This window comes from Pseudomonas sp. A014, assembly GCF_052378495.1.
GTDB lineage: Bacteria > Pseudomonadota > Gammaproteobacteria > Pseudomonadales > Pseudomonadaceae > Aquipseudomonas > Aquipseudomonas machongensis.
Map to the genome: position 1 here is coordinate 4,861,193 of NZ_CP199001.1, position 13,200 is coordinate 4,874,392.

Sequence of the window (13,200 nt, forward strand, 5' to 3'; positions counted from 1 at the left end):
CAAAACAGCGATAATCCGGCTTTGGTCGGACGTTCTTTTTCGTCACTTCATGTCACAATTTTGTCCTCTAGATCGAGAGTGACCCATGGACACCCTGCAAAACATGCGTGCTTTCAGTTGTGTAGCCCAGCTCGGCAGCTTCACCGCCGCCGCTGCGCAGCTGGATACGACCACCGCCAACGTGTCGCGAGCGGTCTCCAACCTGGAAGCCCATCTGCAAACCCGCTTGCTCAATCGCACCACACGGCGCATCGCCCTGACCGAAGCGGGCAAGCGCTACCTGATGCGCTGCGAACAGATCCTGACCTTCGTCGAGGAGGCCGAAGCCGAGGCCAGCGATGCCCACGCCCGCCCGGCCGGGCAGCTCAAAGTGCATTCGATGACCGGCGTCGGCCAGCATTTCGTGGTCGATGCCATCGCCCGCTACCGCGAAACGCACCCAGACGTCACATTCGACCTGACCATGGCCAACCGCGTGCCCGACCTGCTCGACGAGGGCTATGACGTGTCCATCGTGCTGGCCAGCGAGCTACCGGATTCGGGGTTCGTCTCCCAGCGCCTGGGCATCACCTACAGCATCGTCTGCGCCTCGCCCGACTACATCGCTCGCCACGGCATCGCACACAAGCCTGCCGACCTGCTCAAGCACCAGTGCCTGCGCATGGTCAGCCCGGTGATCCCGCTGGAAAAATGGCTGTTCGACGGCCCGGAAGGCCAGGAGATGGTCAACATCACCAGCTCGCCGTTCCAGGTGAACTCCGCCGACGCGATGAAGACCGCGATCCGCAGTGGCATGGGGGTGGGCGTGCTGCCGATCTACTCCGCCATCGACGGCCTGCGCGACGGCAGCCTGGTGCGGGTGATGCCCGACTACCGCCTGCAGGAGCTGAACCTGTACGCGATCTACCCGTCGCGCCAGTACCTGGATGCCAAGATCAAGACCTGGGTCGAGTACCTGCGCAACTCGCTGCCGGAAATCCTGGCGGCGCATGAAGCGGACCTGAAGACCCATGAATTGCTGATCGCCACCTGAAAAAGCTGCTGCATTGAAGGTGGGGACAATGGTAGGTTGCTAACCAATCGTTGATTCGCGGCGGCCTCTTCGCAAGGCCGCCATCGTCCCACCGCCTTGCAGAGAAGTAGCCCGATGAAAAAGACCGTCCTGGCCTTCAGCCGTATCACCCCGGCCATGGCCGAGCGCCTGCAGCACGACTTCAACGTGATCCTGCCCAATCCCAAGCTGGGCGACATCAATGCCCAGTTCAACGAAGCGCTGCCTGAGGCCCACGGCCTGATCGGCGTCGGCCGCAAGCTCGGCCGCGCGCAGCTCGAAGGTGCGGGCAAGCTGGAGGTGGTGTCGAGCGTGTCGGTCGGCTACGACAACTACGACCTGGACTACTTCAACGAACGCGGCATCGCCCTGACCAACACCCCCGACGTGCTCACCGAAAGCACCGCCGACCTGGGCTTTTCGCTGATCATGGGCTGTGCCCGCCGTACCGCCGAGCTGGACGCCTGGACCAAGGCCGGCAATTGGCAGGCAACCGTAGGCCCGGCACATTTCGGTAGCGACGTGCACGGCAAGACCCTGGGCATCGTCGGCATGGGCAACATCGGCGCCGCCGTGGCACGCCGTGGTCGCCTGGGCTTCAACATGTCGATCCTGTATGCCGGCAACAGCCGCAAGAGCGCGCTGGAGCAGGAACTGGGCGCGCAGTTCCGCAGCCTGGAGCAGTTGCTGGCCGAGTCCGATTTCGTCTGCATCGTGGTGCCGTTGTCCGATGCCACCCGCAAGCTGATCGGCGCCCGTGAGCTGAAGCTGATGAAGCCGAGCGCCTTCCTGATCAACATCGCCCGCGGGCCGGTGGTGGACGAGGCGGCGCTGGTCGAGGCGCTGCAAGCTGGCACCATCCGTGGCGCAGGGCTGGATGTGTACGAGAAGGAGCCGCTGGCCGATTCTCCGCTGTTCAAGCTGCCCAACGCGCTCACCCTGCCGCACATCGGCTCGGCGACTGCCGAGACCCGCGATGCCATGGCCAACCGGGCGATGGAGAACCTGCGCGCAGCGTTGCTGGGCGAGCGACCGCGGGACCTGGTGAATCCGCAGGTGTGGAAGGGCTGAGTCTGGCCGCTGACTGTACCGGCCTCTTCGCGGGCAAGCCCGCTCCCACAGGTAACACCACCGTATTCAGAAGCTATGTGGGCTGTTGTGGGAGCGGGCTTGCCCGCGAAGAGGCCAGCACCCATCCAACAGGCTCACCGCGGCTGGCGCCGCCTGCCCAGCACCTTGCGCACCACATACCGCGGCCGGTGCTTGGTCTCCTGGTAGATCCGCCCGACATACTCGCCCAGTATCCCGATCCCGATCAGCTGCACCCCGCCCAGGAACAGGATCGCCGACAGCAACGACGGATACCCTGGCAGGTCGATCCCCCACAGTACCTTCTGCACGATCAGGTACACCGCAAATACCAACGCGAACAGCGACACCCCCGCGCCGATGTAGGTCCACAACCGCAACGGCACGGTACTGAACGAGGTGATGCCGTCCAGCGCCAGGTTCCACAGTCGCCACAGGCCGAACTTGCTCTCCCCCGCCACCCGCGGCGGGCGGTCGTACTCGATGATCTCGGTGCGAAATCCTACCCACGACAACACGCCCTTCATGAACAACTGCTGCTCCGGCAACTGGCGGATCGCGGCGACCACCTTGCGGTCGAGCAGCCGAAAATCACCGACGTTCTCTTCGATATGAGTGGAGGCGATACGGTTGTGCAGCCGGTAATAAAGGCGCGCACTCCAGCGCTTGAGCGGGGTGTCGGCATCGCGGCTGCGACGCTTGGCCAGGACCACGTCGGCGCCCTGCTGCCAACGCTCGACCATCTGCGCGATCAGTTCGATGGGGTCCTGCAAGTCGACATCGATCGGCACCATGGCATCGCCATCGGCATATTCGAGCCCGGCGAACAGCGCCGACTCCTTGCCGAAGTTGCGCGAGAAGTTGATCACCGTGACCCATTCATCACGTAGCGCAAGCTCGGCGCAGATCGCCTCGGTCTCGTCGCTGCTGCCGTCATTGACGAACAGGATCTCCACCGTCATGCCCTGCAGCGACGGCTCGGCACGCACGGTGCGGTAGAAGTGTTCGAGGGTGTCCTGCTCGTTGTACACCGGCACGATGAGGGTGATGTTCATGGCGTCCTCCGTCTGAAGACCACACTGCGCGAGTAGCTGTAACCCGCTACAAGGCTGACCGTGGAAAAGATCACGAGGGTCAGCCAGGGTGACAGGCGCGCCCAGTCGGAAAGCGCACCCACTGCCACACTCACTGTCCCCATGCCTAGCAGGAACAGCAAGTAGCGCCGCTTGCTGGGCCTGGCCGCGAAGGTGTAGCGGGCGTTGACGTAGTACGACAGGCTCGCCGCAACGGCAAACGCCAGCAGGTTGCTTGGCGCCTGGCGCAACCCCAGCAGCAGGTGCAGCAGGAAGAACACCGACCCGTGCGCCAGGGTGTTGCCCAACCCGACCAGCACATAGCGCCGCATCTGGCCCAACACCCCGCCCGCACCGGCGTTCAAGGCAACGTCCAGGGTTTGGGCTGCGGCTTGGTCACCACATACCCCTGGTCGCCGATGAGGTAGATGCTGTACAGGCGGTTGTCCACTAGCGGTGTGCCGCCGCGGGCCAGCAGGTCATCGGCGCGCCAGGTCGGTGCCGGGCTCTGGTTGGCGGTGCTGTTGATATAGAACTGGCCGATACCGACGCGCGCCATCATCTCCGGCAAGAGTACGAAGTCCGAACTGCGGATGAACTTGAGCAACGGTGCCCGGGCCTGCGCGCCAGCGGCCGCAGGCAACCAACCGTCGGCCTGGTTGCGTTCGAGCAGGTAGAAGGCGCGTGCCTTGTCCAGCGCGGGGTGGCTGAGGATGTCCTGACCGATGTACTGACCGATCGCCGCGAACTGCGCCTTCTGCGCCTCCAGCAGGCGGCCATGGGCGTAGGCCAGCGACAGCATCGACAACAGCGGCAGGCAGAGAAATAGCGCACGATCGGGCGCGCCGTCACCCAGCCCGCGCCTGGCCAGGTAGAGCAGTAGCACCAGCACGCAGGCAAAGCCCATCAGGGTGCGTGCGCCATGAATGAAATAGTCGAATGCCAGCATCACGCCGCTGGTCATCACCACCAGCACCAGCACCGCCAGCAGCAGGCCGGCGACGCGCACGAGCAGGCCTGGCAGGCCGTGCTGCCGATGGATACCTCGAGCATCGCGCCACAGCCCAGCGGCGGCCAGCAGCGCCAGCCCCACCGCCAGGACCAGGTTGCCGGGCGTCAGCAGCAGGGCGACATGCTCGAATGCCGTGCCCAGGCGCGTCATCACTTCGCCCGGCAGGGCAGCATCCACTGCCAGCATGGTCAAACGCTGCGCGGACATCCACGGCATCGCCACCAACAGATACACCAGCGCGCCCAACAGCATCTGCACCACACGCAAGGTCACCACCTTGCCCAGCCGGGCCAGCGGATCGCCGCGCAACAGGCCACGCACCGCGTCGATGCAACACAAGCCGATGAATACGTTCAGCGTCACCTGGTAGAAACCCAGGCCGCAGGCAATCAAGACGGTGCCGGCGAACAACCGGCGTGGATCGAGGCTCACCGCCAGGATCATCGCCGCCAAACCCAGTGCCATGGCGGGCCCGTCGTACTGGTATGACAGGTTCTGCAGGAAGAACGGGCTGTACCACAGCGGCAACACCACCAGCAGGTCGGTCGGGCGCGGCTGGCCGAAGTAGTGAATGGCCAGGCGCGCCAGGGCATAGGCCGCCACTGGCAGGCTCAACAGCAGCGGCAGGGGGAACAGGTTGATCGCCCCGCCGGCGAAGCTCAGCCCTGCATGCAGCCACTGGGTGAGCAGGCGCCCTTCGGCGGTCCAGTTCCCCGTGGCGGTCTGCGCGCGCCAGACATCGTCGAGGTACATCGAGTCGGCGAGAATCAGCGGCAGCACATGCAGGGCAAGTGCGAGCAGGCAGAGCAGGTGCGCCTGGCGCGGTGTCAGGGGGCGGTTCCACGGCTGGGCTGTCGGCATGGCCTACCTTGCAGGATCAAGGGGTTTGGCCAAGTGTAGACAGCGCAGCGCCAGCGTCTTCTGCAACGGTGTGGGGCACAGGCCTCACTTCATGGCCAACGCTGCCTGGGTGGCCTTGCCAACCCGGGGCTTGCGAAACACCAGCACGTTACCGGCCATCACGGCGACCAGCCCCAGCAATGCCGGTGCCGTCCACTGATAGCCTTCGGCGAATGCCGACACGTTCAGCGCTACCAGCGGGAACAGCACCGTGCAATACGCCGCCCGCTCCGGGCCCATGCGCCCGACGAGGGTAAGGTAGGCGGTAAAGCCAATCACTGAACCTGGAATCACCAGGTACAGCAGCGAACCGATATAGCGGGTGTTCCACTCCATGGCGAAGGGCACGCCATTGACCAGGCAATACACCCCCAGCAGGGTCGCCCCGTACACCATCCCCCAAGCGTTGGTGGTCATCGGCTTGAGGCCAGCCTTCTGTTGCAGGCTGGAAAGCATATTGCCGGCCGAGAAGCACAGCGTGCCCAGCAACGCCAGGCCCAGGCCGACCAGGGTTTCGCGGCTGGCGGCGTGTCCGGACAGTTCGGGCCAGAACAGCAGGCCCAACCCCAGCAAGCCCATGGCGCCACCGCCCAGCACGTTGGCGGCGATCTTCTGGCCGAAGAAGATCCTCGCGTTGAGCGCGTTCCACAGGGTCGCGGTGGAGAACACCACGGCGATCAGGCCGCTGGCGATCCACTGGCTGGCGGTGAGGAAGCACATGAAATTGACACAGAACAGGCAAAGCCCCTGGGCCAGGCAGATCAGGTGCCCACGCCGATTCATCGGTTGCAGGCGACGGGTCAGCAGCAGGATCGCGAACAGGATCAGACCTGCCAGGGCAAAGCGGTAGACGATCGATACCGGGATCTCGACCACACCCAATTGCAGCTTCAGGGCGATCCAGGTGGTGCCCCAGATCAGGACGGTGAGCAAATAGAGCGACAGATTCATGGGCGGGGTCCTTGGGGCTGGCGGTGGTCTGCGGGAGCGGCGGTGGCAGCGGGCTTGCCCGCGAAGAACCCACCGCCGCTCACGAAGTCTGTCCCCCTCGCCCCGCCCCGCGCTTGCACAAACTTGCGCTTTTCCGTCGGCAACCACTCCCCTTGCGCTCGCGCCGCAGTACGATAGCCCTCCAGAGGAATCGCCCATGCCGCCACTTCATCAGTTGCAAGTCTTCAACGCCATGCACAGCTCGCCCAACGCCCGCCTGGAAGCCAGCGCGCAAATGGGCGAGGGCCTGGCCGCAGCCCTGTGGCGCAACCGTGACGATGCGCGTGACTACCTCGCCCCCAGCCACCACACCCTGTCGTGCTACATCGCCGACGGCACCGGCACCTTCCGCCGCCAGCGCCCGGGCGACAAGGGCGCGCCGAACAAACTGTGCATCATGCCCGCCGGTCACGAGTCCAACTGGGTGGTCAACGGCACCATCCGCCTGGCGCACCTGTACATCAGCGAAGAACAGTTCGCCCTCGGCTGCATTCGGCTGCTCGACCGCGAGCCACGGGAAATGCAGCTGCACGAAGCCACCTTCCTCGACGACCCACAACAGGCCCTGCGCTTTCACCAACTGATCGGGCTTGACTGGAACGAACCTGCCGAGCGCCTGCTGGCCAGCAGCCTGGCCCACGCCATCATCGACCATGCCGTGCTGGGCCAGGCCGGCCTGCGCCAGGGCCTGCGGCTCAAGGGCGGGCTGGCGCCGCACCAGCGTCGGCATCTGGTGGACTACATCGAGGCCAACCTCGACCAGCCGCTTTCACTGAACGAACTGGCGCTGCGCTGCAATCTGTCCGAATACCACTTTGCCCGGATGTTCCGCGCAAGCTTCGGCCTGCCGCCGCACCAGTACCTGCTGGCGCGCCGGCTGCATCAGGCGTGCCGGTTGCTGCGCCAGGGCGACCTGCCGCTGGGGCAGGTGGCATTGCTGTGCGGGTTTGCCAGTGCCAGCCATTTCAGCAACCGCTTCAGGCAGGCGATGGGCGCAACGCCCGGGGAGTATCGTGCTGCGTTGGGCAGAATAGAACTTGCGAGCCGATAAACCTTCGCCTGGGTACCTGATAATTCTGCTAGTTGTGGGCTCCTGATCATGTGTCTAGTTTCAGCAGGCACCTATCGCCCTTCACTGAATCTATCGCCCAGGAGAAAACAATGGAAAAAATCACAGAACTACCCGACAAATCTTATGGTTCATCTGCGCCGGATACATCGCAGGAACCTTACTTTAATCTGAGGTGGTATGGCTTCGAGAGCGAACATACCTCCGAGACCTCGAATGCCAAGATTGATTATGAGTTCTTCGCAGGCTTCACTCAGATCATAGCGCGTATGGCCCTCTCGCTTGACCGGGTCGTTCTGAATGTTCCCAATGGTTCCAAAGATGGGAGTTACCCTTTTGTCACCATGGATGAACATCAAGGCGGGAAAGTCGGCATCATCCCCGGAATCATCCTGGGAGGAACCGCCCTCCGTTCAATAAAAGGTGTTGTCGATCTGAACAACATCGACGGAAGGTGCATCGTCAGCTTCTCTGGAACGGCAGACGGGTTCATCCTCAGAAAAGGGTATTTCAACTTCCCTTACCCGCGTGAACCACGTTGATGATTGAAAGCACTCTAGTTCGCCCTTGAAGTAGAGTGCTGCTGACCTGCCTCAGAACTCCAACGTACTCGATACACTCACCTGCCGTGCGTCGCCAATAGCCACGAAGTACCGGTTCACCGCCGAGCTGTAGTACACCTTGTCGAACAGGTTCTTCACGTTCAACTGCAAACGCACCTTGTGCGCATCCAGCTTGGTCTCGTAGCTGGCGAAGGCGTCGGCCACGGTGTAGGCCGGCAGGTCGAAATCGTTGGTCGGGTTACCTGCCCGCTCACCGACATAACGCGCACCGGCTCCCAAACGTAGACGATCACCACCGAACAGGCTGCCGTAGTCGTACACCGCCGACAGCGAGCCGGTATGGCGCGCCACGTTCTGCAGACGATTACCCTTGAGGGCCGGGTCCTTGGTCACTTCGGCGTCGGTGAAGGCATAGCTGCCGATCAGGCTCCAGCGTTCGCTGAGCTGGCCGCTCAGGTCCAGTTCGACGCCACGCGAGCTGACTTCGCCGGCATTGCTGTACAGGGTTTCGCCGGTGCGGGTGTCGAAGTTGGCCACCAGGACATTGCGCTTGGTGATGTCGAACAGCGCCAGGGTGCCGGTGATCTGCCCGGGAATGTCGAGCTTGGCCCCCAGTTCCCAGGCCTTGCCCTCCTCCGGGGCAATGGAGGAATCGAGCACCAGCCCGCCGCTCAGCGGGGCGATGCTGGAGTTGGGCTTGAACGACTCGCTGTAGCTGCCATAGAACGACAGTTGCTCGTCGACCTTGTAGACCAGCCCGGCATGCGGGGTCCAGGCGCGGTCGCTGGTGTCGGTGTTGGTGGTGAACGGTCGGCCGCGACCGGCGAGCTGGTCGTACTGTTGCAGGCGCACACCGGCCACGGCGATCCAGTGCTCGTCCAGGTGCACGGCGTCCTGGAAGAACAGCGAGTCGGTGCGCAGCTTGTCGGTCTGGTCGCTATCGCTGGCACGCACGGTGCTGCCTTCAGGCTCCTGGCCGTAGACCGGGTTGAGGTAGCTGAAGGTCGAGCGGCTGGCCTGGCGGATCAGGTCGGCGCGGTAGACCTTGCGGTCTTCATGGTCGAAGCCCAGCAGCAGGTCATGTTGCATCCCGCCCAGTTGCACATTGCCGTTCAGGCTCAGGGTGGCGAACTGGTCGCGGCTCATGGCGCCGTGAGTGCCGTCGATGCTGCGGGTCAGGGTGCCACGGGCGTCGTTGACGCCGGTCACCCGCACCTGGCTGGCGTCGTAGGTTTCACGGTTGAAGCTGTAACCGAAGTGCAGTTTCCAGTCGTCCGCCAACTGGTGATCGACCTCAAGGCGATACAGGTCCGAGCGGCCTTCCATGTCGTTGAACGGCTCGTCCAGGCGGCGAGTGGCCGGGATGTCCAGCGGGTGATTGGTGCGGTTGCTGATCGCCGTGCCACGGTCGAACGGATACAGGAACTCGCGGTGCTCGTAGGCCAGCAGCACCTGGGTGTCCTCGCCAAACCAGGCCAGCGACGGCGCCACCAGCGACTCGCGGTGCACGCCGTAGTTGCGCCAGTAGTCTTCATCTTCATGATCGACGATCAAGCGATAGGCCAGGTTGCTGTCGCCCAGTGCACCGGTGCTGTCGAAACTGCCACCGCTGCCATTCTTGCCGCTGCCGTAGGTCGAGCCGCGCAGGGTCAGGGCGTTGTATTGCTCGAGCTGCGGACGCTTGCTGACCACGTTGATGACCCCGCCTGGATCCTGGATACCGTACAGCAGCGACGCCGGCCCCTTGAGCACTTCAACGCGTTCGGTGGTGGCGTTGAGGCTGCGACCCTGCACGATCGGCATGCCGTCGCGCATGATCGAACCGTCGCGGTTGTCGCCAAAGCCGCGCTTCATCACCGTGTCGGAGGTGCCGCCAAAGTTGTTGCCCTGGGTGATACCGCTGACGTTGGCCAGGGCATCGTCGAGGTTGCGCGGCGCCTGGTCGCGCAGCACCTGGGCCGGAACCACGTTGATGGCGTGGGGCGTTTCCAGGTTCGTCCCCTGGCCGCGCATGATCGAGGGGCTGGCCGGTGGCTGGTAGCTGAAGCTGTCCATCTGCGAGGTCACGGTGGTGGCTTGCAGGTTCAAGGCGCCGGACGTGTCGAGAGGTTCCAGGGTCAGGGTGCGCGCATCGACGCGGCGCCAGGCCAGCCCGGATTGGCCAAGCAGTTGCTGCAAGGCCTGCTCGGCGCTGAACGAGCCGTTGAGCGCTGGCGCCTGCTGGCTGGGGAGCTCGAAGGTGTACACCACGCTTTGCCCGGTGGTACGGCTGAAGGCGTTGAGGGCCTGGGCCAGTGGTTGACCGGGCTGGGCGAAGGTATACACCTGAACCTGCTCCGCGGCGCGAGCCAGGGGTGTCAGCGCCACTGCGGACAGGGTGCAGAGACCGAACCAGAGAGGGACGCAACGCGGGGTGAACTTCATGGACGCTGACCTGTGAGAGAACGGATTGATTGCGAATGAATCGCACTTTCACTCACTACACGAATGCCGCGCCGGGTTACCTCACCGCCTGTACAAAAAAATATTTCCGGATGCTGCTGCGCGCCCCATAACGGCACAAGGCCGCTCCCGAGCAGCGCGCCCATCGGCGCATTACCCGGAAGCGGCCTTGCGCCGTATCCTGCAGGGATCAGTGGTGTTCGCGGGTCGCGCGGAACTGCACGTCAGGCCAGCGCTCTTCCATCAACGACAGGTTGACCCGGGTCGGTGCCAGGTAGGTCAGGTGGCCACCGCCATCGATGGCGAGGTTCTCCATGGCCTTGTTCTGGAATTCCTCGAGTTTCTTCTTGTCGTCGCAGGCAATCCAGCGTGCCGACCAGACGGTGATCGGCTCGTAGGCACACTCGACCTTGTACTCTTCCTTCAGGCGGCTGGCGACCACATCGAACTGCAGCACACCGACCGCACCGAGGATGATGTCGTTGCTGCGCTCGGGGAAGAACACCTGGGTCGCGCCCTCCTCGGCCAACTGCTGCAGACCCTGGCGCAGCTGCTTGGATTTCAGCGGGTCTTTCAGGCGCACACGGCGGAACAGTTCCGGGGCGAAGTGCGGGATACCGGTGAAGCCCAGCGCTTCGCCTTCGCTGAAGGTGTCGCCGATCTGGATCGTGCCGTGGTTGTGCAGGCCGATGATGTCGCCGGCATATGCCTCTTCGAGCTGTTCACGCTCGGAAGAGAAGAAGGTCAGCGCATCGCCGATGCGCAGGTCCTTGCCCAGGCGCACATGGCGCATCTTCATGCCCTTCTCGTACTTGCCCGAGCAGATACGCATGAAGGCGATACGGTCGCGGTGCTTGGGGTCCATGTTCGCCTGGATCTTGAACACGAAACCGGTGAACTTCTCTTCCACCGGCTCCACGGTGCGCTCGTGCGCCACCCGTGCCAGCGGGCGCGGTGCCCAGTCGACGACGGCATCGAGCACATGGTCGACACCGAAGTTGCCCAGGGCGGTCCCGAAGAACACAGGCGTGAGCTGGCCGTTGATGAACTCGTCCTGGTTGAACTCGTGGCAGGCGCCCTGCACCAGCTCCAGTTGCTCGACGAAGCCATCGTACTGGTCGCCCAGGTGAGCGCGGGCCTCATCGGAATCCAGCTTCTGGATGATCTTGGCTTCGGTGCGCTCGTGGCCGTGGCCCGGGGTGTAGACGATGATGTAGTCACCGGTGAGGTGGTACACGCCCTTGAAGTCGCGGTAGCAACCGATCGGCCAGGTGATCGGCGCGGCCTTGATCTTCAGTACCGCTTCGATTTCGTCGAGCAGTTCGATCGGGTCGCGGATGTCACGGTCGAGTTTGTTGATAAAGCTGACGATGGGCGTGTCGCGCAGGCGGCACACGTCCATCAGGGCGATGGTACGCGGCTCTACACCCTTACCGCCGTCCAGCACCATCAGCGCCGAGTCCACGGCGGTCAGGGTACGGTAGGTATCTTCGGAGAAGTCTTCGTGGCCGGGGGTGTCGAGCAGGTTGATCATGTGCTCGCGGTACGGGAACTGCATCACCGAGGTGGTGATGGAGATACCGCGCTGCTTCTCCATTTCCATCCAGTCGGAGGTGGCATGGCGGTCGGACTTGCGCGACTTCACGGTCCCCGCGACGGAGATTGCCTTGCCCATCAGCAGGAGCTTCTCGGTGATGGTGGTCTTACCGGCGTCGGGGTGGGAAATGATTGCGAAAGTGCGGCGCTTCGCGACTTCGGCGGCCTGGTTGGTCATGGGAAATCGCCTGAATGGGGATCGAAAAATGGGGCGATATCATACCTGAACTCGGGCCTGGACCAAAGCCGGCTGCACGAGTGATTGCAGAACCGGCCTCTTCGCGTGGCACGCCCGCGCCTACCGGTTGGCGATGCCCTGCGAAGAGGCCTGCCTAGTCACTATAAATTCGTGGCATCGCCCAAAAGCCCTCCACCTTAGTGTTTTCAACGCCTGCAGCGCGACAAATCGCATTTTTCACGCGCCTTTATCCTGCTTAGCCAGTGATTAACACTGGCCAAATGCCGCCTCAGATGGGAACCTTTACGCCCTCGGAGACGTCCACTCCCCTGCAACCCGTTTCGGTTCAGGGCTGGTTTCACCAGCATTCACGAGCCTGACGGGGCTCGACTCATGGCATGAACGCACTGCCTCGCAGGCGTCACGCTGCTACTCGCGAACACACCACCCGCCTCCCGCACGGGCCGGCTACGAAGAAGTGTGTCCGCCGACGACATAAGGAGTCCACCTGTGGCGAAACGCTACGGAAAAGGGCTGATGGGATGGGCCTGCGTGCTCGTCATCCTGGCCCTGCTGATCCACTGGATCGGCACTGACACGATCGCGCGTTACCGCGACGATCTTGGGTTCTACCTGCAAGCGCACCTGATACTGGTGTTGGCTTCGATGGCGGCGGCGCTGGCCGTGGGCATCCCCGCCGGCATTGCGCTCAGTCGACCGCACCGGGTCGACAAAGCCGAGCGCTTCATGCAGTTCTTCAACGTTGGCAACACCATTCCCCCCCTGGCCGTTCTGGCCATTGCCCTGAGCATTCTGGGCATCGGCGCAGGTCCTGCGATCTTCGCGTTGTTCCTCGCCTCCCTGCTGCCCATCGTGCGCAACACCTACGAGGGCCTGAAAAACGTCCCCGCCTCGCTCAAGGAAGCCGCCACCGGCATCGGCATGACCCCGCGCCAGCAACTCTGGCAGGTGGAGCTGCCCAACGCCGTGCCGATCATCGTCGGCGGCGTGCGCGTGGCCCTGGCGTTGAATGTGGGCACCGCACCACTGGCGTTTCTGATTGGCGCCAACAGCCTCGGCAGCCTGATCTTCCCCGGCATCGCCCTGAACAACCAGCCACAGCTGCTGCTGGGCGCCGCCTGCACGGCGCTCCTGGCCCTGGTACTGGATGCCCTGGTGAGCTTCTCCAGCAAGCGCTGGCTGGAACGCGGCCTGGCCGGATAACAAGAGGGAACCC

11 protein-coding genes are annotated in these 13,200 nt (G+C 63.6%); 5 read left to right on the plus strand and 6 right to left on the minus strand.

What is annotated here, in order from left to right:
- Positions 1 to 85 precede the first annotated feature (85 nt).
- Complete coding sequence (locus ACTYOL_RS22625) at positions 86 to 1,033, plus strand: LysR family transcriptional regulator (RefSeq protein ID WP_054894897.1); 948 nt, start codon at positions 86 to 88, stop codon at positions 1,031 to 1,033.
- 114 nt (positions 1,034 to 1,147) lie between these two features.
- Positions 1,148 to 2,122 (plus strand): 2-hydroxyacid dehydrogenase, encoded by a 975-nt coding sequence (locus ACTYOL_RS22630; RefSeq protein ID WP_054894896.1) that lies wholly within the window; start codon positions 1,148 to 1,150, stop codon positions 2,120 to 2,122.
- A 134-nt stretch (positions 2,123 to 2,256) separates the two neighbouring features.
- Here the strand turns inward: ACTYOL_RS22630 and ACTYOL_RS22635 are convergent, their stop codons facing one another.
- From ACTYOL_RS22635 to ACTYOL_RS22650, 4 genes are all read right to left on the minus strand, one after another.
- A complete protein-coding gene (locus tag ACTYOL_RS22635) occupies positions 2,257 to 3,195 on the minus strand; it encodes a glycosyltransferase family 2 protein (RefSeq protein WP_063546050.1) in 939 nt (312 codons plus the stop codon).
- Positions 3,192 to 3,578: a GtrA family protein gene (locus ACTYOL_RS22640; protein WP_325167291.1), complete on the minus strand. Its 387-nt coding sequence runs from the start codon at positions 3,576 to 3,578 to the stop codon at positions 3,192 to 3,194. The genes ACTYOL_RS22635 and ACTYOL_RS22640 overlap by 4 nt, the downstream gene beginning before the upstream one ends.
- Positions 3,575 to 5,086, minus strand: a complete 1,512-nt coding sequence (locus ACTYOL_RS22645; RefSeq protein WP_444757084.1) for a glucosyltransferase domain-containing protein — start codon at positions 5,084 to 5,086, stop codon at positions 3,575 to 3,577. The genes ACTYOL_RS22640 and ACTYOL_RS22645 overlap by 4 nt, the downstream gene beginning before the upstream one ends.
- Before the next feature lie 84 nt (positions 5,087 to 5,170).
- Complete coding sequence (locus ACTYOL_RS22650; protein WP_444757085.1) at positions 5,171 to 6,076, minus strand: DMT family transporter; 906 nt, start codon at positions 6,074 to 6,076, stop codon at positions 5,171 to 5,173.
- A gap of 196 nt (positions 6,077 to 6,272) precedes the next feature.
- Here ACTYOL_RS22650 and ACTYOL_RS22655 point away from each other — a divergent pair, with 196 nt between their 5' ends.
- Both ACTYOL_RS22655 and ACTYOL_RS22660 read left to right on the plus strand, forming a co-directional pair.
- The gene (locus ACTYOL_RS22655; protein WP_063546053.1) at positions 6,273 to 7,166 is read left to right on the plus strand and encodes a helix-turn-helix domain-containing protein; all 894 of its coding nucleotides are present in this window, start codon (positions 6,273 to 6,275) and stop codon (positions 7,164 to 7,166) included.
- A 110-nt stretch (positions 7,167 to 7,276) separates the two neighbouring features.
- Entirely contained in the window at positions 7,277 to 7,726 is a 450-nt protein-coding gene (locus tag ACTYOL_RS22660) for a hypothetical protein (RefSeq protein ID WP_197892290.1), read from the plus strand.
- Positions 7,727 to 7,777: 51 nt separating this feature from the next.
- Here the strand turns inward: ACTYOL_RS22660 and ACTYOL_RS22665 are convergent, their stop codons facing one another.
- Positions 7,778 to 10,171 (minus strand): TonB-dependent siderophore receptor, encoded by a 2,394-nt coding sequence (locus tag ACTYOL_RS22665; RefSeq protein WP_444757086.1) that lies wholly within the window; start codon positions 10,169 to 10,171, stop codon positions 7,778 to 7,780.
- Positions 10,172 to 10,379: 208 nt separating this feature from the next.
- Entirely contained in the window at positions 10,380 to 11,963 is a 1,584-nt protein-coding gene (locus ACTYOL_RS22670) for a peptide chain release factor 3 (RefSeq protein WP_054892572.1), read from the minus strand.
- A gap of 510 nt (positions 11,964 to 12,473) precedes the next feature.
- Between ACTYOL_RS22670 and ACTYOL_RS22675 the strand changes: the two genes are divergently transcribed.
- Positions 12,474 to 13,187 (plus strand): ABC transporter permease, encoded by a 714-nt coding sequence (locus tag ACTYOL_RS22675; RefSeq protein WP_153773229.1) that lies wholly within the window; start codon positions 12,474 to 12,476, stop codon positions 13,185 to 13,187.
- Positions 13,188 to 13,200: the final 13 nt, after the last annotated feature.

What these genes read in the sequence shown, in the direction of transcription:
- ACTYOL_RS22650 (WP_444757085.1), bottom strand. Translation starts at nt 6,076, where the DNA reads ATGAATCTGTCGCTCTATTTGCTCACCGTCCTGATCTGGGGCACCACC.
- ACTYOL_RS22630 (WP_054894896.1), top strand. Translation starts at nt 1,148, where the DNA reads ATGAAAAAGACCGTCCTGGCCTTCAGCCGTATCACCCCGGCCATGGCC.
- ACTYOL_RS22655 (WP_063546053.1), top strand. Translation starts at nt 6,273, where the DNA reads ATGCCGCCACTTCATCAGTTGCAAGTCTTCAACGCCATGCACAGCTCG.
- ACTYOL_RS22645 (WP_444757084.1), bottom strand. Translation starts at nt 5,086, where the DNA reads ATGCCGACAGCCCAGCCGTGGAACCGCCCCCTGACACCGCGCCAGGCG.
- ACTYOL_RS22665 (WP_444757086.1), bottom strand. Translation starts at nt 10,171, where the DNA reads ATGAAGTTCACCCCGCGTTGCGTCCCTCTCTGGTTCGGTCTCTGCACC.
- ACTYOL_RS22660 (WP_197892290.1), top strand. Translation starts at nt 7,277, where the DNA reads ATGGAAAAAATCACAGAACTACCCGACAAATCTTATGGTTCATCTGCG.
- ACTYOL_RS22625 (WP_054894897.1), top strand. Translation starts at nt 86, where the DNA reads ATGGACACCCTGCAAAACATGCGTGCTTTCAGTTGTGTAGCCCAGCTC.
- ACTYOL_RS22670 (WP_054892572.1), bottom strand. Translation starts at nt 11,963, where the DNA reads ATGACCAACCAGGCCGCCGAAGTCGCGAAGCGCCGCACTTTCGCAATC.
- ACTYOL_RS22635 (WP_063546050.1), bottom strand. Translation starts at nt 3,195, where the DNA reads ATGAACATCACCCTCATCGTGCCGGTGTACAACGAGCAGGACACCCTC.